Source organism: Trichocoleus sp. FACHB-90, from assembly GCF_014695505.1.
In the GTDB taxonomy this organism is placed as follows: Bacteria; Cyanobacteriota; Cyanobacteriia; order Cyanobacteriales; family FACHB-T130; genus Funiculus; species Funiculus sociatus.
Map to the genome: position 1 here is coordinate 68,884 of NZ_JACJOK010000048.1, position 18,946 is coordinate 87,829.

Below are 18,946 nucleotides of genomic sequence, written 5' to 3' on the forward strand. Positions count from 1 at the left end.
CTAAAAAGCAGACCTTATAGGGGTATTATTAAAATAATAAAAATGTCTTTTAAAAAATATTAAAGCCTAATTCTTCCTCGTCAGAAGTATTTTATCATAAATTTTAAAGTAAAGTCTAGAGGTGGGAAAAACCTTGCCAGTTTTAATAGTCTATATATCAATTCTTAATAGGGTGCGATGCATCTATTCTCTTATTATGGAGATGCAACGTATAAGCCAATTTTAAACAACACACTTGCGTATTTTCTTGCTACTTCTTCTAGTCTTTTTGACTTGATATATAGCAATCCTTGCAATAATGGTAAAATTCTCCTTCGTCTCTTTCTCTGGGTTCTCTGCGTCTCAGCGGTTCGTTTTTTTTACAAATTAAATAGGGCTGCTATAGTGAAAAGTTGTTAGTTGGTGCTACTCGTGAAGGAAACTAACTCAAAAGACACTCCCCTACACGCAATGAATCCCCTCTCGAGATTTTCTGACAGGGCGGCGGATTATGCGAAACATCGACCGAGTTATCCAACCCCTGCCATTGACGCTATTTTGGAAGGATTCGGAGAACCTTCGCAACTCGTAGCAGCAGATATTGGTGCGGGTACGGGTATATCTTCACGTCTTTTAGCTGAACGTGGGGTGCGGGTAATTGCCATCGAACCAAATGCAGCAATGAGAGAAGCTGCATCACCACATCCGTTAGTGGAGTTTCGTGAAGGAACAGCGGAAGCAACTAATTTACTCGAAGCATCAGTTGACTTGGTAACTTGTTTCCAATCTTTCCATTGGTTTAATCCAGAACCAACTTTGCAAGAGTTTCGCCGCATTCTTAAATCCAATGGTAGATTAGCTGTAGCGTGGAACAATCGAGAGTGCAACGACGAATTCACAGCAAATTACAGCTGCATAATTCAGGCTGCATCGAACAATCATCCAGCAGAAAAGCGGATGGTTTGTGCAGATCCGCTTTTCTCCAATCCCCATTTCCCTAATGTCCGCTGCCTAACTTTTGAGTATCAGCAAGAGTTAGATTTAGAGGGATTAATTGGTAGAGCGCAAAGTGTATCCTACATTCCTAAAGAAGGACAAGTACAACAACAACTCATCTCTGATTTGCAAGAACTATATGCAAGCGCTTGTAATGAGCGAGGCTTTGTTTATTTAGTCTATACCACCAATGTTTATGTTGCAGATAATCGGTAATCGGGGGTGATAATTGTAGAGACGTTATGAAAACGTCTCTACAATTATCAATTACGAATTATTATCCTCTTGCCCAAGGCCCCCAAATAGCAAAGGTAGTGCCAGGAGTTTGGATATTCACAAACATGGTCTGTCCGTCGGGTGAAAAACAGGCACCAGCGAATTCCCTATCATTGATGGCATTTCGAGCAAACTGGTAGAGTTGACCTTTTGGAGTCACTCCGACTACAAATTGCTCGTCGTCGCCATCTTCACAGAGGATCAAATCGCCAAAAGGAGCCACAACAATGTTATCAGGACTGTCTAATACACTTTCATTATTCGGTTCAACAAATAATTCGAGGATGCCGCCTTCTTGGGGAGTTTTCCCAGGAACGTAGCGCCAAACTTGACCCAATCCTTTTTCTCCACCATTTGTGCAGCAAAAGTAAAATTCACCGTTGCCGTACCAGATTCCTTCCCCGCGTGTAAATTGGGCTGCTCCCTTGCTGAAGCCTTCAAGGCGGACAGTATCCGTATCAGGATCAGGATTATCGATACGAACCCATTCAACTTCCATCGGCTTACCCACCGGGAAATTAGTTTTAGTAATTGCCTGGGGCATTCCTTTGATTTTCAAAGCTTCCAAAACACCGCCTGCCACAAGGTTGCCCGGTTGATTTGGAATAAAGCGATAGAAGAGACTATCTCCTCTATCTTCAGTTTCATAAATAATTCCAGTTTTGGGATCAACTGCAACTGCTTCGTGGTTAAAACGCCCCATTGCTCTTAGAGGCACAGGAACCACTGTTCTTTTTGCATTCGCCGGAACTTCAAAGTTATAACCGTGACGTTTCTCGACGTTGCCCGTCGTATTAACTGGATCGTTTGTAGCGGGAGTCGAGGTATTTTCTTCACAGCTAATCCACGAACCCCAAGGAGTAGGGCCACCCGCACAGTTACGGTAGGTTCCCGCTAGGGAAGCATAATGACTCTTTAATTGGCGATCCGGCCCTACGATCAGTGTTGTTGTGCCACCTTTACAGAGATTATCGTACTTGAGTCCGGCAACTTGAGTGGTGGAATTCGGACTTAATTCGTGATTGCGAACTAAGATAGTTGTGTTATTCGGGCCGGGGAACGCAGCCATGCCATCGTGACCACCCGGTACTGGGTTACGATCGTTCATCATGTCTCCGGTGCGTGAGAAGGCGCGATATTCAAATCCGCGTGGTAAATCTAACAAACCGTTAGGGTCTGGAATAAGCGGGCCATAACCTCCCCCACTCACTGGTTGACCGTTGGCTACTCTGGTATAAAGAGCTTCTAGAGGGGACATTAAAACAACACCCGCAGCACTTGTGCCTGCCAAGGTGAAGAATTGCCGCCGTGATAAAGACATGGTGTTCTCCGGATTTATGCGTAGAACAGCTTAATTGGCGTGCATCAACCTTGGGCAAAGCTTTGATTAACTTCTAGTTAATTCTTTGTTCAGGAATTATTATGGCGTGTACAGTTTATTTTTTCTAAGGGAATTATTAACACTGAGGGAGGCAGAGGATTATTCGCCTCCCTCGGCGTTTAATTATTCATTTTTTGGATTAATAGCAGAAAATAAGGCTGAATAATCGTCATCAGCCAAACCCATATTTTGTGCTATTTCTAAAATCTGGCGAATGCCTTCCAAACTGCTGACATTCAAACCCTCTGACTTAGCTTCACTAAGAAATAAGTTAGTATCTTTCAGCAGATGTTTAGTCGGAAAGTTGGGATTTTCATAGTTTCTATCTAACATCCGCTGCAACTTTTTATCAAATGTTGGTGCGTAGAGGGCGCTTTGTCGCAGAATTTGCATGAATTTCTCGACTTCGACACCTTGATTCTGAACAAATCCTAAACTTAGTGCAAAGGTACTTGTTAAAGAAGCTATCAGTTGATTAAGGGCTAATTTGACAGCAGCAGCAGCACCAATTTCGCCAATATGCAGAGGTTCTGAACCAAAGTTTTTTAGTAATGGCAACCACTTTTGAAATTGTTCGCCAGAAGCACCCACCATTACCATTAATTTACCTGTCTCGGCTTCCGGAATACTTCCCAGTACGGGTGCTTCAATATACTCGCCACCAGCAGCAACAACGTCAGATGCGATCGCTTTACTGTCGCTTGGCGAAATCGTCCCCATTTGAACGACTGTCCGACCTTTTAATTCTTGTCGGGAAGCTTCGGATAATAAAGTCTCATAAATTGCTGTAGCGTTTGTCAGCATCAAAATTACACACTCAGACTCGCGAATTGCTTCTTGCGGAGAGTCGGCAATTTTAGCACCCGCATCTCGCAAAGGTGCTAATTTCGATGGGGTGCGATTGTATGCAACCACCGAAATTTTAGCTTCTAACAGCCTTTTGACCATCGGCTGTCCCATTAACCCAGTTCCTAAAAATCCTACTTTCACAATTACCCTGACCTCTAAAAACTGGCGTTGGACTCTAAGGTTGGCAATGCCGACCCGACTAAATCTTAGGAATAAAAAAGCAACAGGGTAGGCATCATGCCTACCCTGTCAATACCACTTGTATTAAAGTATAATTTCCAAAAATTGTCAACGTTATTTTGAACAAAGTTAATATTTTTTAGGAAGCTGTTTTAGAGGTAAAACAGCTTCCTATTGATGTTAGCAAAAGTCATAAATTAGGCATTCCAAAATCGTTCTGCTGTCCAATGGCGATCGCTTGATTGGTAAACTGTAACATTGGACACTCCAGCCTGTTGCACCAACTCGTTCACCTCATCTAGAGTAAAGGCGGCGTGGAGAGAATCGCGGAATAACTTTTTCTGATGTTCGTTGTACTCTTCCCCGATACTTTGAACCAGAGAATTGATAATTTCCTCACTAGGAGGATGAATTAAGTCTCGGAGGAGAATCGCACCATTAGGCTTTAGCACTCGCTGCAATTCTTGCAAAAAAGGCAGTGGATTTGGCAAGTGATGGATAAGGCTATTGGAAATAACCATATCAAATTTACCATCTTGATATGGTAAGTGCTTGGCATCAACTAATTCTAAGCTTATTTGTTGTTGTAAGCCTGCCTTCTCTACATTCTTTCTGCCGATTTGTAGCATAGATTCTGCCATGTCAATGCCGATAATTTGCCATTGACTTCGCTGCTGTGCAATTAAAATAGGAATTCGCGCTGTACCAGTTCCAGCATCGAGAATGGTTGCAGTTGGGGAGTCTATTAACTCAATCGCACGTTGAGCAAAAGCCGCGTTTATCTGAGTGAAATCCATTGCGTCATATTCAGTTGCTTCTTCCCAACTGTCCATGACTTCGGGTTCTAATATTCTTTGCATGGCTGATTACTAATTACTAAGTAGATGGAAATCATTATTTGTAGTTACCCATCAAACCCATATCAATGTTGGGTGAGGTTTCTCAATCCAACCTACATCTAATTGCGATCGCGTTGTCGCTTGCGTTCTTTTTCCTTCTTCTTAGCCTCATCTAGGAGTTGTTTTACTTTAGCCTTAATTTCATTGTGTCGCGCTACTCCTTCATAAGCATAGCGGTTGTAACCGTTGCCTTCAATCAAACTTTCTAAATAACGAATCCGCTCATCGGTGACAGGATGAGTTGAGAGCCAAGTAAAAATTGGGCGATCGCTATCTTCCTCTTTCAGTGTTACCGTTAGATTACGCAACCCATCAGCAGCATATCCGGTAGCAGCAATCAGGCGAGTTCCGAGAATATCCGCCTGACGTTCCATGTCGCGGCTGTAGTCGGAAACGATGAGATTGGTGACAGTACCTCCCGCATAGGGAATAAATCCTGTCACGCTAGAAGTAAGATTTCCTTGCGTTACCAGTTGAAATCCATGAGATAATACAGCATGAGATAATTCATGTGCCAATAAACCAGCTAATTCTGCTTCTGAATTAGTGCGAGTAATTGCACCTGCATTTACAAAAACTTTGCCGCCTGGGAGAGCAAAAGCATTTAGTTTGTCATCTAAGACAACATGAAATTCATACTCAAAATCACTACGTCCCGCCACAGTTGCTAGTTTATTTCCTATGTCGCGAACGTATTTCAACACCTCTTCATCTTCAACCAGAGGCAACTGGCGTTTTGCCTGTTTTGTTACCGATTCACCAATAGCAGATTCGCCACGCAACATTAATACAGAAGTTTCAACAGCAGTTAAAGGCCCATATAAACTGCCAGTAACTGCATAACTTAAAGCGCCTGTGATCACATTAGCGATCGCATTCCCTCTCAACTCGGCGCGAAGATGCCTTCTGTAACGTTTCAAATTCTCATCCGCTAAAGTTGTAAATTCAGCCGCCTCCGGATGATTCGGGTTTAATAAAGCAAATTGACGCGCCGCCAGCGAAGCTTCTAACCACGCCTCTTGCTTTCTGTAAGCTTCAATTTTCGCTTTGAGTAAGGTTGGTTCGGCGGGATATAAAGTTGTTGCTTTCTCCAAAACTTGTAAAGATTCTTTTGTCTTGTTATATTCTTGCAATGCTTTGGCGTACTGCACATGACCGGGAATAAATTCCGGATACTGTTCTACCAAAAATTGCAGCGGTACGAAAATTTTACTTTCCAGCTTTTGTTGTAAACCAGCTTGCGCCTCGCGCCAGTAAACTTTACCCGCAGGGGGTAATAGTTGTGCATCGGTAATTGGCTCTTTGCGTTCAGTCTTTTGGGTCGCATTAGCAAATGGCGCTTTAACTTCCCGATACAGCTTTTCTGCTTCAGCAAATTGTCCCCCCAGATAAAGACTATCAGCTTCAATCAGTTTTTGCTGCTTGGCAATTTCTTCTGGAGTCGGTTCCGGTTCTTCCTCTGCTTTTTCCTCAGCGTCGGACTCTGGTTTGGTGTCCGGCTTTTGGGTCGCTTCCGAACCGGGTTGCGGTTCCACCTCTTCCGCAGATGGTTTAACTTCGGGGGTGGTGGTTTCTTCTGGTTTAGTTTCAGTCTTGTTGTGAACTGGAGTGACTATTACCGTGGGAGGCGATGTCGAAGCTAGCACCGTTGCGGGAGAAGATGACAACAAGACAAGAGCAAACAGGGAATTCCAGACAGGTTTCATAGTGGTGGATAGTATATCTATTTTTCTATTAGTGTATTCATATTTTGCCAAATGCTTGAAGCAATGCGCTAATCCCAACAGGTAATTTTAGAAATTGGAAGACGAAATATTTATCTCAATAATTAACCCCCTAATTGTCATCTGTCTTCGACTAATTATTCAGAACAGCATCTAACAGCAACTCGGCACCAAAACGGACTGGATCTGTGCAAGGTAAATTAGTTTCTGTCTGTATCTGCGCGATAACTTGCTGTGCAGTTGCAGTGTCCAGATGAGCAGTGTTAAGAGCGATCGCAACCACCTTCACCGCCGCAAAAGCACCACCCGCCGCCGCGACTGTCTCGTAAAGCTTTATCACCTCTGGTAACGGCGGTATCGCCACATGAGGATGATTGCGAATAGTTGCTTGTTGCGCTCGATGCACTAAAATTAACCCCGTTGGTTGCGTTCCGCGCAACAGTGGCAGCGTTGCTGTTGAACTGGGATGCAACAGGGAACCTTGTCCCTCAACAAACAAAATCTCATACTCTTGCCCAAAACGCATCACCAACTGCTCAACTGCACCAGCGGCAAAGTCCACGCGCACGGCATCTAACGGCACACCATCACCCGCTATCATTAAACCAGCTTGACCAGTAGCAAGAAACTTAGAACGTAAACCCCGCTTTGTTGCTGCTTTATTTAGTTCCAAACTGGTTGACATTTTGCCAACACTCATATCTGTGCCAACAGTGAGGACACGCTTACAAGAAAGCGATCGCGCTAAACCACTTGCTATTTTTAACTCTGTTGGCTCCTGGCGCACATCCCAAATCCACTGTTCCTCTTTCAACAAGGCTTTAAGTTCCGGTGATGCCATCGGGGTATGCAGCCCATTCACTACCGACAAACCCCCAGCCACCGCCTGTTTCACCTCTTGCCGCCATTCCTCCGGTAACGCACCCCCAGACGGCGCAATGCCAATTACAAGTACATCGGGTGCGTAGGTTAACGCCTCTGTAACTGAAGCCACAATCGGAGCATCGCACTCAATACCAGTCAATTGTCGTAAAGATTCGCCCGCACACTGGCGATCGATTACCACCACTGTTGGCGCTTCACTGTAACGTAATAGCGCCAATCCAGTTTTCCCATGAATGCCGCGAATCCCTTCATGCAGCAGAATTGCAACTCGATGTTTAGGATTTAGCATTTAATTTTTAATTTCTAATTTTTACTTATTCCCAACCCTGGCAAATCATTCGGTAACAGTCGCCCATCTTGCAAGGATGCACCTGTAAAAGGATCGTCTATTAAATTTAAGTGAGAATCTAAATCCAGATAATCAGCTAGTGGCGAAAGCTGCGCTGCTGCTGTATTAGAAATAACACTGTCAGAATAACAACCAAACATTACCTGCAACCCACAAGCTTTCGCTGTATGCACCATGCGAATCGCCTCAGTTAAACCTCCACATTTCATTAATTTGATATTAACGCCATGAACTTTATCTGCAAGTAGAGGTATATCCCTGCTGGTAAAACAACTTTCATCGACAAAAATTGGGAGAAGCGATCGCGCTTTTAGTTCCCGTAGCGGCGATTCCCCCATTACCCCTAAATTTTCTCCTCGCGGTAACGGCTGTTCCACATATTTAACGCCCAGACGCGACAGCCAAGCGCACATTGTGACAGCATCTTCCAAATTCCAACCACCGTTGGCATCCACACTCAAAATTGCCTCTGGCGCGTCTTCCCGAATTGCCATCAACATCGCCTGATCTGCTTCAATGCCCAGCGAACTACCCAATTTTACCTTTAAAACTTTTGCCCCAGTCAGTTGTCGCCAGTCGCGCGATCGCTCTACGGCTGCTGTCGGAGAATTAATCCCAATTGTGACAGAGGTCGGGACAATCCGCGAGCAATCCAAACCCCACAACCGCCACAGAGGTAATCCCAACCGCTTTCCCATCCAATCGTGCAACGCCACATCAATTGCTGCTTGCGCTGAGGAAGGAAGAAGTGCCTCTTGCAACACACTTTCAATCTGCTGTCTCTCCCAGGTATGGAATTTCTCCAAACTTGGCGCGATTTGCTGCAATTGCTCCAAAATACTCTCTGTCGTTTGCCGCTGTTCGCCGATGGAAAAGGGCGTTCCTTCCCCCCATCCCTCAATCCCATCTTCAATTACACGTACCCACACATTAGTCGTCTGCGCTGTCGTACCGCGACTGATGGTTAGAGGAAATCGCTTGTTTACTGTGAAGGTTTCAATACTAATTCGCATATTATTTGTTGTATCCTTCTTTTCTCGTCCTCTGTCAGCCAACCGAGTTGGAGAAGAGTTCCAAATTGATTGTTAACGCGATAGTACAGTAATTCAAGGGTTAGGTGGGATACATCTGTAGGGACATGGCATTGTCCCTATAACCTTGATGGTAAATTAAGGTGTATCCCGTTTTTTATTCATTCTTATATGAAACCTCTAAAAAAGTGGAAAATTCTCAACTCAAAAATGATTATAAACAACCAATGGTGTAAAATTCGGCAAGATGAAATAGAATTACCCACCGAACAAATAATAGACGACTATTTTGTAAATATTAGACCAGATATTGCTGTAATTTTACCAATAACCCCACAAAAAGAGATTGTTTTTGTGCGGCAATATCGCCATGCAGTCGAAGAAATATTATTAGAACTTCCGGCTGGGGCTTTTTCAAAATCAGAAGATAGTGTTGTTGCCGCCGCCAGAGAATTAGAAGAAGAAACAGGCTATGTGGCTGACGAAATAATTAAACTAGCGATGTTATACGATAACCCGCCCAAAGACACTAATAAAATACATTTGTTTTTAGCTGAAAATGTTCAGCAAAGAAGTAAACAAAATTTGGATATCACAGAAGACATTGAAGTTGTGTTAATTCCTATAACAGAAGTTATGGAAGTAATAACAAAAGGAGAAATTTGTGTTGCCGGAACAATCGCGGCTATTTTCTTGGGTTTAAATTATCTTTCGGGGCGTACTGTTACCGAGTAAAATTAATTATATTCCCTTGATTGATAGTGGTAACAATCTTGGCAAGGGCCGCTAGGATTAATAGCACAACGGATGTAAGGAGAGTGGGCATTAAATTGACAAGTTATATCGCCAATTAAATAGCCAACTCCTTCAATATAATGCTGATCTATAGAAGTTGACATTCTTTGCAACTCTCTAGCAGATGCCCTCCGCATAGCCGATCTCAACCGCGATCGCGTTCGTTCCTCTGCTTTACGCATCGCCCACATTGAAATCAACAGTGGCATTAACCCCATAGAAACAATAATGAGGATCGTTACCGACACGCTCCTTTACCTCTTCTTAATAATTCCCAAATTTTACCCGATTCAGATAGTCCTGCATCAGTCCTGATTTCAGGTTAGCTAATTTCCCCGAAGATAATAAAAGCTTAAACTTAAATTTAATATAGCGTTTCTCAGTTGGGTGGAATACATTGCGGTTCTAACGTTGGGGGATTTGCAATGCCATGTCCCTACAGAGGTATCGCACCCAACCCTTGAATTGCTATATATAAAAATTTATAGCCAAAACCGACCTATTCTAAGATGTAGAGTAGAAAATTACATTTGCAGTAGCCCGATTCGGAGAGTATCTGTGTTGAACCTCGACTCCTTCGTCCCTAATGAGATGACGATCGCGCCGAAACATCCTCTGGAGGCAAATATGGATCTGCCGATTCCGGATGGTAGGAGTGCATCTAAGGAGGAAATACGCTTGATTCAGCGACGCGATCGCATCCCCGGAGTCATCAAGCGGACGCTACCACTAGATGCACAAATTTATTGGGAATACTGGTGGTGCATTCCGGATCGCGTCCTCCTAGAGGAAGATTTAGAACTTTTAAGAAGCGATCGCATCCGCCAAGAAACCGTATTATCAAAACTGGTTTGGCTGTTTGGAGGTTACTGCTTTGGCGACGACAGCGAACTTCATGGCGAGAAAGATCCAGTCTATGACTGGCAGAAAGTTGTAGAATTTGCCTGCCAGCATAACTATCAATCATATGTGCTAGATATCGATTTTCTGCCCACAGCAATTAAACTGGACAACAGACACTCAGACGGGTGTGTTGCTGTTGAACCTGGTCACTGGCATATTGAATTTTTCCGGTTGCAACAAACTGAGGCTGACTTTGAGATTCAGGAACCGAAAAATCTCTGTAGCTGCCAAATCTGGACTGGCAAGCCATTCATCAAAAACCTGCAAACTGGGGAAACCCTAACCCGATACGACTTATGGATCTCTTCCCCAGGTAATATCATAAGTTCTACTTGGTTGCGTTAGAGTGAAATACCGAAATTTGAGTAGGAATGTGCTAGTGTGAACATTCAGCTTAATTTGAGCTTAAGAATTTATTAATCTTTTACACGGATGAGGCAATATTGCCATGAAAAAGAGTGCATTAGAAAAAGCCCAGAATCTAGGAGATTGGGCTTACCTAGCGATTGAAAAACATTTTCACAAAACGCTTAAACACGAAAGCGATGTCATCAAAGACAAAGACCCAGAAGCATTACACCAGATGCGCGTCGGGATGCGTCGCTTGCGTTCAGCAATAACAGGGTTTGCACCAGCACTGGATCTTCCTAAGTCAGCCCAAGAAAACAGAATTGGGAAAATAGGTCATAGTCTTGGGGAGTTGCGAGATATAGACGTACTTCAGGAAGCGCTAAAAAATCGTTATTATCCTAATTTACCCTCAAAAGAGCAAAAAACCTTAGAGGAAGCGATCGCATCTTTAAATAAACAGCGTCACCACGCCCTAGAGCAAGTACGCCAAACTTTAGATCATCAGCGTTACCAGAAACTGAAGCAGTCATTCCAAACATGGCTGAAGCATCCAAGTTATCAAGAAATTGCTCAGATGCCTTTACGTCAGGTTCTACCAGATTTACTTTTACCGGAAGTCAGTCGCTTTTTTCTCCACCCTGGTTGGTTGCTAGGGACTGATGTCAAAGCACCAGAAATTAAAATTGCCAAAGATTTAGAACCAGAAGCTGTAACGCAACTTTTAGCAGATCAAGGGGAAGTTCTCCACAGTTTGCGTAAGGAAGCAAAGCGCGTCCGCTATCAGATGGAACTATTTACAGACCTTTATGGCCCCGCTTATGCAGGTTATCTGCAAGATGTGAAATCAATTCAGGAAATTTTGGGGGAAATTCAAGACAGTGTAGTGTTAGCCGAAGTGCTGACTGATGTCTTACACTCTAAGGTCAAAAACCAGCTTCCAACTCTTGCCGAACAGCTGCATCAAACTGCTTACCAAGCTTGGCAGGAATGGCAACCGTTACAAGAGAGATATCTGAATCCTCAAACTCGGCAAGCCTTTCATCTAGCTTTGTTGCAGCGGCTTGATGAGAATGACTCCCCGGATGAAGAGGGCTAAAAAAAGGGGGATTGAGGATTGGTAATTGGGAAAAATATCTTCCCAATTACCAATTCCTAGAAAAAGAATTGTCGAATTTCCCATCGCCAAAGCAGATTGATAGGGATGGACGGCAAAATCTTATGGGTGTAACCCCAACTGAGAAACGTTATTTATACCAAAAGAAAGCATAAGAGGCGGGACGCTATCGGTTAGCCTGGAAATGGAAAAGAAATATCTTGACTAAGCGATCGCATGCAACCGTTCAAAACTCAGCTGCGGGTAAGATACCACGAGATGGACTCCCTCGGCCACGTCAACAACGCCGTTTATCAGCATTACCTAGAACAGGCGGCTGTTGAACACTCAGAACATCTTGGCTTTACCCAGCAACGCTGCGAAGAGTTGGGCGGTGTCTTCGTAATGCGGCGGATTGAGATAGAATATCTGCGCCCAGCCGTTGCAGGCGAATGGCTGGAAGTCACCACCTGGCTTTCCGAGATGCGCGGCCCGCGTGCCATTCGCCGCTATGAAATCCGCAAACAGCCAGAGGAAAAGCTATTGGTGACAGCCCAGGCGCTGTGGGTGTGGGTGGATATAACAGCGATGCGCCCAAAAGCCATTCCGCAACTGCTCTTAGATGCTTTTGGGAAATTGCCTCAACCGAATCTTACTACCTGAAAAATTAAAAAAACCTATGAGTTATTAAGTTATTAATTTAAAACTTTCCCATTCGTAATCGGGCGATAACAATCCTTAATTTTTCCCAGTGCTTGAATGTATCTTGCGGCAGAAGGGAGTGCTGTAGTTAAACCTTTAAAATCTCTCTGGTCAAGAGATTTTTCTGACGTTAAGAGATAGCCTTTGGTCAGTGTAGCGATGTCGCACCAGGCGACAAATGCGATCGCGCTTAGCGTCAGATTGTACCAAAAACGATTGGGAGGAGATTTATATGCAACGCATTTTAACAGCTTTAGGTCAAGCATTTCGCCAGAGCATTTTGGTTGTAGGTTTGATAACTTTGCTGAGTTTGTCAAATATATTCATTTTTGCTAGTCAGCCAGCTTATGCAGCATCACAGTTGACTGCACAGGAAGTTGACAGTACCTCTGGAAACAGTGCAGCAATTGAGCTTCGGGAAGAATCTTATGAAGAAGCCGCAGAGCAGGCTCGCGATCCGAAAAAGCAGGATGAAATTTACCAAGAAAGTGTCAAAGCAACCAATCAATCCAATCCTGGGTTGATTGAAGGAGCAAAAGCACTGGTTGAGAAGGTAATAGGCGACGATGACAGCAAATAAGTAGCTTTAGGATGGGTTAAGGTTACGCCTAACTCCTTTGGATGCAATACAATCTGACCTCTCCCCAACCCTCCCTTTTGCGGGAAAGGGGTTGGGGGTTAGGTCTGTATTGGACTCAACTGAGAAACACTATATTTGCGGTGCTGGCGTGGCGACAGATTTATCCCCAACTCTGTTAATCTTGCCAATCACCCACTTGGATGAGTAACTTAGGTGAAGAGAGGAAACAGAAGTCAACTGTACTGTGAATATACAACAAATATTCAGGGGATAAAACATATGAAGTTAACAACTCTCTTCACCACAGCATTATTCATTACACCTATTTTTGTAGCCCCAGTCCGCGCACAGCAACGGTTATGTATTGTGGATAACTCTAACCAAGTAGTTTGCGGACGACCAGCAACTCAGGATGAGGTTTGGCGTTCCAACACTTCCCCTCAAGGTAATTCAACAAAGAATTATTACTCGGAGATAAATAAAATTTATCGAGAAGTTCTGGGACGGGATGGTGATTTCAGAGGCATCCAAGGTCATGTAAGAGCTATACAAGATGGCGAGTCACTTGGAGATATTCGTCGCTCCATTGCTCGAACTCAAGAAGCCCGTGACAAAATTAACCAAATCTACAGGGAAGTGCTGGGACGCGATGCCGATAGCAATGGTATGCAAAGCCAATTGAGAGCCTTACAAGAAGGGCGATCGCTTAATGATATCCGTCGCACGATTGAGAGAAGTCCAGAAGCTAGAAGCAGAAGTGGTAAATAAGCTGTAACTTAGACCGAGGGGTGGGAGCATCCCATATTTGCAACTCGCCCACAGACTTCCAATCGCCTGGTATTTTTCCTGGGATGCACCATCACCTTTACTCGCCGCTTAAGTTTGTACTCAAAACTTCGCTGTTGTTTTTTGCAACCTTTTTGGCTGGTTGTTTCTTTTGCTTAGTTTTCTGGGGCTGTTCCTCCGATTGTTCAACCTTCTTAAGGGAACGTTTCTTTTGCTTAGTTTTCTGTGGAGTTTCGTCTATTGGCTTGTCCTCTGGAGGTTTGGGTGCAGGTGCAGTACCAAAGACAGGAGGCCAAATTTCGCGCAGTTTAGCGATCGCATCTTCCTTCAGCTTAGCTTCCACCTCAATCCAAGGAGCATCCCGATAGGAACTCGGCATCGCTGTAATAAAATCGCTGTGGTGCGGATCGCCAAACTCTTCCCGCCCGTTGGAAATATGCACCAGTTGCCATTCAGGTACAGGCCAAGTAGTACGCGCGGCTGCTAAAATCTCCGCAATGCTGGCATCTTCGTAAGTATCCAGCTTCTCGTGAATTACATGATGGTGTGCGTCGAAAACCATTGGTACGTCAGCTTCCCGACAAACAGCCAGAATTTCTGCTGCACTGTAAGCGTATTCATCGTTTTCTAGTGCTAATCTAGAGCGAATTTCATCAGGTAAATCGCGGATGACATTGATCAGACGTTCAGCGCGATCGCCTTTACCACCGTGTATCTCCATCATCGCCCAAGGCGATCGCGGCATCCCCAGTAAATCCATATTCCGGGCGTGCATCCGGAGAATCTTAATACTGTTCTCAATCACAGACGGCGTATCGGAACTGAGTACCACAAATTGATCTGGGTGTACTACCAATCGGATGCCAGAAAGACGAACGCGATCGCCTGTTGCTTTTATCTGTTCCTTAAACTCATCTAGTATCGCCTCCCCCTGTTCCGTATCAGCAAACGGAAACAACCCAGAGGGGATTCGATAAAGCCTAATATTATTCTCTTTACAGAAATCTATTGCCGCATTCAAGCGTTGCAAATTATCAGTATACAACTCCCGCAAAACTTGCTCTTGCTCCGCAGTCGGCAACTGCAATAGTCGCTTGCGCGTCAGGGCGCGATAACGCACTTTATCAGATGTGGTGATGCAAACTAAACCTAATTCCGGTGGTGTGCTAGTGCTTTTTTCGTAGTTGTCAGGTAGCGAATCGCTCATCTGCATGAGATCCATGATTTTTATTTTTACTTTAAAAATTTATCTAAAATGACAGACAAGATACCTGCTCCATAAGTAAGCAATTTTGTTTTAATTTTGCGAGGTGGACTTCAAAAGCCCACCCTTATTTTCGGTTTTTAGTTTGAAATCGGCACGTTTTTAAACGCCTGCGTGTTGGGAACGTAAATATCTAGCGAATTGGTTCCCTGCGGTACTTGCAGCCAAACATAAGCATCAACTGAGGCATTTTGGCCAATACTGTCCAAAGCAATAGACGGCGTGGCACGATTAGCCCAAACAGCTTTATAGCTATCGTTTGTGATGGAATTACTAGCAGTTGTCGCTGCCGGAAATAAAGCTTCTGACCCCGCCACGTCTGGAGTCACCCGTCGCAACCGAAATTGCACATTTACCACATTTCGCAATCCATTATCAGGATGTGCAATTCGCCGCACTGAAAGCAACTCTACCTGCGCTTTACCATCCAAAGCAGGCTGAACAAACTGCTTTGGTTGAATCGCAGTATTTGCTTCCGGAGTAGTTTGTGCATCAGGTGTTGCCACAGGTGTTTGATTATCAGTAGCCGTTGCATTACTTTGTAAATTATCAGCAGTATCAACGTCCTTTCTCAGTTCCAAGACTTGATAGGCACTGTAACCGCTGGTAATCAATGCCAAAATAGAAAGTACAACAGCTACGCCAGATAAAAAATTGCTCATACGCTCTTAATAGTTAGGAGTCACGAGTTATGAATTTCAAACTCACAACTCATAACTATCTCATTACGCCTATCTAATTGGAAATAGGCACATTCTTAAATGCCTGCGTCTCAGGTATGTAAATGTCAAGCGTGTTGGTTCCCTCTGGCACCCTCAGCCAAACATAAGCATCACCCGAAGCTTGTGGACGCAGTAGATACAAAGAAACGTTTCCCGTGGAACGATTAAGCAAGTCAACTGCTTCGTAGGTTTCGCTGGTGACAGGATTTCTGGCTGTTGTCCCGCCTACAGAGATAATGTCACTCCCAACTATGTTATCTGTTGCTAGACGGCGGACGCGCATCTGCACGTTCACTACGTCGCGGGTTCTCAATTCTGGATCTGCAACCCGCTTGACTGAAAGCAACTCTACTTGTGCCTTTGTACCCAAAGCAGGCTGCACAAATTGACCCGGTAGAATTCCAACGTTGCGGCTAGGCGCACTGGCTGTGCTGTAGGGGACTTGAGATTGGGGGACTGAGGAAATTGGCGCTGTGTTGATGGGTGCTGGAGGTGCGGGTGCCATTCTACTCACTCGATTAGCGCTGGCATCAGCAATTGGCACATTTCTAAATACTCCCGTGTTCTCAACAAAAACGTCAATAGTGTTAACGCCTGCTGGCACATTTAACACAACATAAGCTTCTTGTGGTTGACCTCGACTCAACTGATATAAAGAAGTCGATCCGGATGAACGATTAAGGACATCTACTGCATAGTAAGTTTCGTTTGTGATAGGATTCCGGGCGGTTGTAGACCCAGGACTAATAATGTCACTACCCCCAACATTATCTGAAAGACGATTAATTCGCATCTCGACTGTAACTTCATTGGGTGCGCCGAGAACTCTCCGGACTGCGGTTAATTCTACTTGCGCTTTGTTGCCTAAAGCAGGCTGGACAAATTGACCGGGTTGAATGCCAACACTAGGCAGGGGTGATGCGGCGGGTGGTTCAACTGTCGGACTGATAGAAGGGCTGACGGTAGTAACGGGTGCGATCGCATCTTTCGATGCCAGCCGCTGATACAGCCAGAAGCCAGCTGCAACTAAACCCAAGGTCGAGAGTACACTCGCTAAGACGACCCAAAGATATTTTCTCCCGTTGTTGTCCCGGTATCGCTCTCTTGGAATATTATTTTTGTCAACATCTCGCTCTTGTATCGCCATGATTATAATTACCTAAATCTCTTTTGTTGAAAATAAAAAATTTTGATTATTATCTTTATTATTTATATTTACAAAGGTTACTAAGCTCTATCGTTAGAAATATTTTTATAGGTATGTAGCAGTCCTAACTGATTTGTGAACGCAAGATACGCGACTTCTCTAAGAAGTCGGGTATCTGAACCACTGGCAATTCCCACTGGCAATTCATTTATGAACTCTCGGTTTTTTCTTCCTCTGTGTCCTCTGTTGCCTCTGCGGTTCGTTTAAAACCTAGAGACGTTGCATACAGCGTTCCTACAAATAAACTATTCTTGATATTGCCACCTGTCTCCAGTAAGATTTATAAGATGCCAAGCATTTTTATTCAGAAAAAATCTTAATGATAAAAATACCATCAAAAATAAGTGAGATAGCAGCCCATCGGGAAAAATTAGATTTCAAGGATACAGGTCATCCCAATTCTGGTTTTCAGCAAGGCAGGCAAGATGGCTGCGCTACACCTATTAAGAAAGGAAAAGGTTATTCAAGATTAGTTAAAATTAGTGAAATTAGTAGCCTGATACTAATACTAAACACTCCGTTGCTATCGTGGCAGCAAGCAGCGCAAGCAAATAATCAATCGTCCCATCCAGATAAGCTAAATACAGCACAAGTTTCTCAAACCCAAAAGCCTCAATCTGCTGCTTTATGTCCTTCCCAACTAACAACTGCAATTGATGCTATTACAAACCGTTCGCAGTGGAATCGCGCTCGTTGGGGGATTTTGATTGAACCGTTAACTAAAAATAGCATCTTCTACAGCCGCGAACAAGGAAGTTACTTCATACCAGCATCTAATGTAAAGGTGCTAACAACAGCTGCTGCCTTACGCAAATTGGGTTCTCAGCATCGGATTCGCACCTCTATTTATGGAACGGGTGATGGTTCTTTGCGCGTTGTAGGACGAGGAGATCCCAGTTTAACGGATACCCAATTGAGAGATTTGGCGCAACAGTTGAAGCGGCGGGGAATTACTCAGGTAAAACAGTTAATTGTAGAAGACGATTATTTTAAAGGACAGGCGGTAAATACCAGTTGGGAATGGGGAGATTTGCAGGCAAACTATGGCGCACCAGTTAATAGTTTAATTTTGAATCAAAATGCTGCGACGCTGACAATATCACCGCAAACACCAGGAAAACCATTGCAAACATCGTGGGCAGATCCTCTGGCACTAACTCAATGGCGAATTGAAAATAATTCGGTAACAACAGAAGCCAAATCACCACCCTCCATAGAACTTAATGCTGTGCTAGGGAAACCAGTGTTACAGATTAAAGGACAATTGCCTGCTGATGCTAAACCTGTGTATTTAGATTTGGCAATTATTAATCCAGCAGATTACTTTTTGCGACACTTGCGACGCGCTTTGGCAATTGAGGGAATTACTGTTGCAGAGGCAATGGTTGGATCAAACTCCCAACCTCCCACTGAGGAACTAGCCGCTGTGGAATCTCCGCCGTTGGGGACTCTGTTAGCCCAGACAAATCAGAATAGTAATAATTTATATGCGGAAGTGCTGTTGCGATCGCTTGGTGCCACAGCTACAGTCCAGAGTGATTCATCCCTACAACAGGGCTTAGCTGCCCTTAAACAGACATTAACAGAATTAGGAGTAGATCCTAGCAGCTACGTGCTAGATGATGGTTCTGGGCTGTCTCGTCATAACCTGGTGAGTCCAGCAGCACTGGTGCAAACTCTCAAAGCGATCGCAAAGACTCCAGAAGCAGCTATATATTTAGCATCATTACCTGTGGCTGGAAAAAGCGGCAATCTTCTAAATCGCTTTCAAAATACGCCAGCTCAAGGCATTGTGCAAGCGAAGACAGGAACGATGAGCGGAGTAGTTTCTTTATCGGGGTATATGAGCCACCCAGAGTATGAAACTCTCGTTTTTAGCATTATTGTGAATCAATCCGACCAATCGGCGGCGACGGTACGGCAGGCAATTGATGAAATCGTGCTGCTACTGACGCGCTTAAAAAAGTGCTGAGTTCTGAGTTAGCTTAGGTGAA

Annotated in this window: 17 protein-coding genes and 1 pseudogene; 8 read left to right on the plus strand and 10 right to left on the minus strand. The window is 44.2% G+C overall.

Translation table 11 applies throughout. The features are described from left to right. The first annotated feature begins 450 nt into the window (after positions 1–450). Positions 451–1,191 carry a class I SAM-dependent methyltransferase gene (locus H6F74_RS13830; protein ID WP_190441999.1) on the plus strand — a complete coding sequence of 247 codons (741 nt, stop codon included), beginning with the start codon at positions 451–453 and terminating at the stop codon, positions 1,189–1,191. 61 nt (positions 1,192–1,252) lie between these two features. Here H6F74_RS13830 and H6F74_RS13835 read toward each other — a convergent pair whose 3' ends face one another. The 6 genes from H6F74_RS13835 to H6F74_RS13860 all read right to left on the minus strand — a co-directional run bounded on the left by H6F74_RS13835 (position 1,253) and on the right by H6F74_RS13860 (position 8,531). Beyond that, a complete protein-coding gene (locus H6F74_RS13835) occupies positions 1,253–2,572 on the minus strand; it encodes an alkaline phosphatase PhoX (RefSeq protein ID WP_190442001.1) in 1,320 nt (439 codons plus the stop codon). Between the two features lie 183 nt (positions 2,573–2,755). Continuing rightward, on the minus strand, positions 2,756–3,622 hold the full coding sequence (locus H6F74_RS13840) for an NAD(P)-binding domain-containing protein (RefSeq protein ID WP_190442003.1): 867 nt from the start codon (positions 3,620–3,622) through the stop codon (positions 2,756–2,758). Between the two features lie 236 nt (positions 3,623–3,858). Next, positions 3,859–4,521: a class I SAM-dependent methyltransferase gene (locus tag H6F74_RS13845; RefSeq protein WP_190442005.1), complete on the minus strand. Its 663-nt coding sequence runs from the start codon at positions 4,519–4,521 to the stop codon at positions 3,859–3,861. Positions 4,522–4,619: 98 nt separating this feature from the next. Then, complete coding sequence (locus H6F74_RS13850; protein WP_190442007.1) at positions 4,620–6,266, minus strand: M48 family metalloprotease; 1,647 nt, start codon at positions 6,264–6,266, stop codon at positions 4,620–4,622. 151 nt (positions 6,267–6,417) lie between these two features. After that, a complete protein-coding gene (locus H6F74_RS13855) occupies positions 6,418–7,458 on the minus strand; it encodes a DUF1611 domain-containing protein (protein WP_190442009.1) in 1,041 nt (346 codons plus the stop codon). 14 nt (positions 7,459–7,472) lie between these two features. Continuing rightward, entirely contained in the window at positions 7,473–8,531 is a 1,059-nt protein-coding gene (locus tag H6F74_RS13860; RefSeq protein WP_190442012.1) for a dipeptide epimerase, read from the minus strand. A 189-nt stretch (positions 8,532–8,720) separates the two neighbouring features. Here H6F74_RS13860 and H6F74_RS13865 point away from each other — a divergent pair, with 189 nt between their 5' ends. Then, positions 8,721–9,284: an NUDIX hydrolase gene (locus H6F74_RS13865; RefSeq protein WP_190442014.1), complete on the plus strand. Its 564-nt coding sequence runs from the start codon at positions 8,721–8,723 to the stop codon at positions 9,282–9,284. A gap of 2 nt (positions 9,285–9,286) precedes the next feature. On the opposite strand, the gene H6F74_RS13870 is transcribed toward H6F74_RS13865, so the two are convergent. Next, complete coding sequence (locus H6F74_RS13870) at positions 9,287–9,592, minus strand: DUF6464 family protein (protein ID WP_199301211.1); 306 nt, start codon at positions 9,590–9,592, stop codon at positions 9,287–9,289. 310 nt (positions 9,593–9,902) lie between these two features. Between H6F74_RS13870 and H6F74_RS13875 the strand changes: the two genes are divergently transcribed. From H6F74_RS13875 to H6F74_RS13895, 5 genes are all read left to right on the plus strand, one after another. Further along, positions 9,903–10,592, plus strand: a complete 690-nt coding sequence (locus tag H6F74_RS13875) for a hypothetical protein (RefSeq protein WP_190442016.1) — start codon at positions 9,903–9,905, stop codon at positions 10,590–10,592. A 103-nt stretch (positions 10,593–10,695) separates the two neighbouring features. After that, on the plus strand, positions 10,696–11,694 hold the full coding sequence (locus tag H6F74_RS13880) for a CHAD domain-containing protein (RefSeq protein ID WP_190442018.1): 999 nt from the start codon (positions 10,696–10,698) through the stop codon (positions 11,692–11,694). Positions 11,695–11,928: 234 nt separating this feature from the next. Then, on the plus strand, positions 11,929–12,354 hold the full coding sequence (locus H6F74_RS13885) for a thioesterase family protein (RefSeq protein ID WP_190442020.1): 426 nt from the start codon (positions 11,929–11,931) through the stop codon (positions 12,352–12,354). A gap of 271 nt (positions 12,355–12,625) precedes the next feature. Next, positions 12,626–12,973, plus strand: coding sequence for a hypothetical protein (locus H6F74_RS13890; RefSeq protein WP_190442022.1), 348 nt, complete (start codon positions 12,626–12,628; stop codon positions 12,971–12,973). Between the two features lie 279 nt (positions 12,974–13,252). Further along, on the plus strand, positions 13,253–13,741 hold the full coding sequence (locus H6F74_RS13895; protein WP_190442024.1) for a hypothetical protein: 489 nt from the start codon (positions 13,253–13,255) through the stop codon (positions 13,739–13,741). A gap of 319 nt (positions 13,742–14,060) precedes the next feature. Here the strand turns inward: H6F74_RS13895 and uvsE are convergent. From uvsE to H6F74_RS13910, 3 genes and pseudogenes are all read right to left on the minus strand, one after another. Next, a pseudogene (gene uvsE, locus H6F74_RS13900) lies at positions 14,061–14,966 on the minus strand (UV DNA damage repair endonuclease UvsE); the annotation flags it as partial. A 137-nt stretch (positions 14,967–15,103) separates the two neighbouring features. Then, entirely contained in the window at positions 15,104–15,685 is a 582-nt protein-coding gene (locus H6F74_RS13905; RefSeq protein WP_190442028.1) for a hypothetical protein, read from the minus strand. A gap of 73 nt (positions 15,686–15,758) precedes the next feature. Then, entirely contained in the window at positions 15,759–16,892 is a 1,134-nt protein-coding gene (locus H6F74_RS13910; protein WP_190442030.1) for a hypothetical protein, read from the minus strand. A 379-nt stretch (positions 16,893–17,271) separates the two neighbouring features. Between H6F74_RS13910 and dacB the strand changes: the two genes are divergently transcribed. After that, positions 17,272–18,924 (plus strand): D-alanyl-D-alanine carboxypeptidase/D-alanyl-D-alanine-endopeptidase, encoded by a 1,653-nt coding sequence (gene dacB, locus H6F74_RS13915; RefSeq protein WP_190442033.1) that lies wholly within the window; start codon positions 17,272–17,274, stop codon positions 18,922–18,924. Positions 18,925–18,946: the final 22 nt, after the last annotated feature.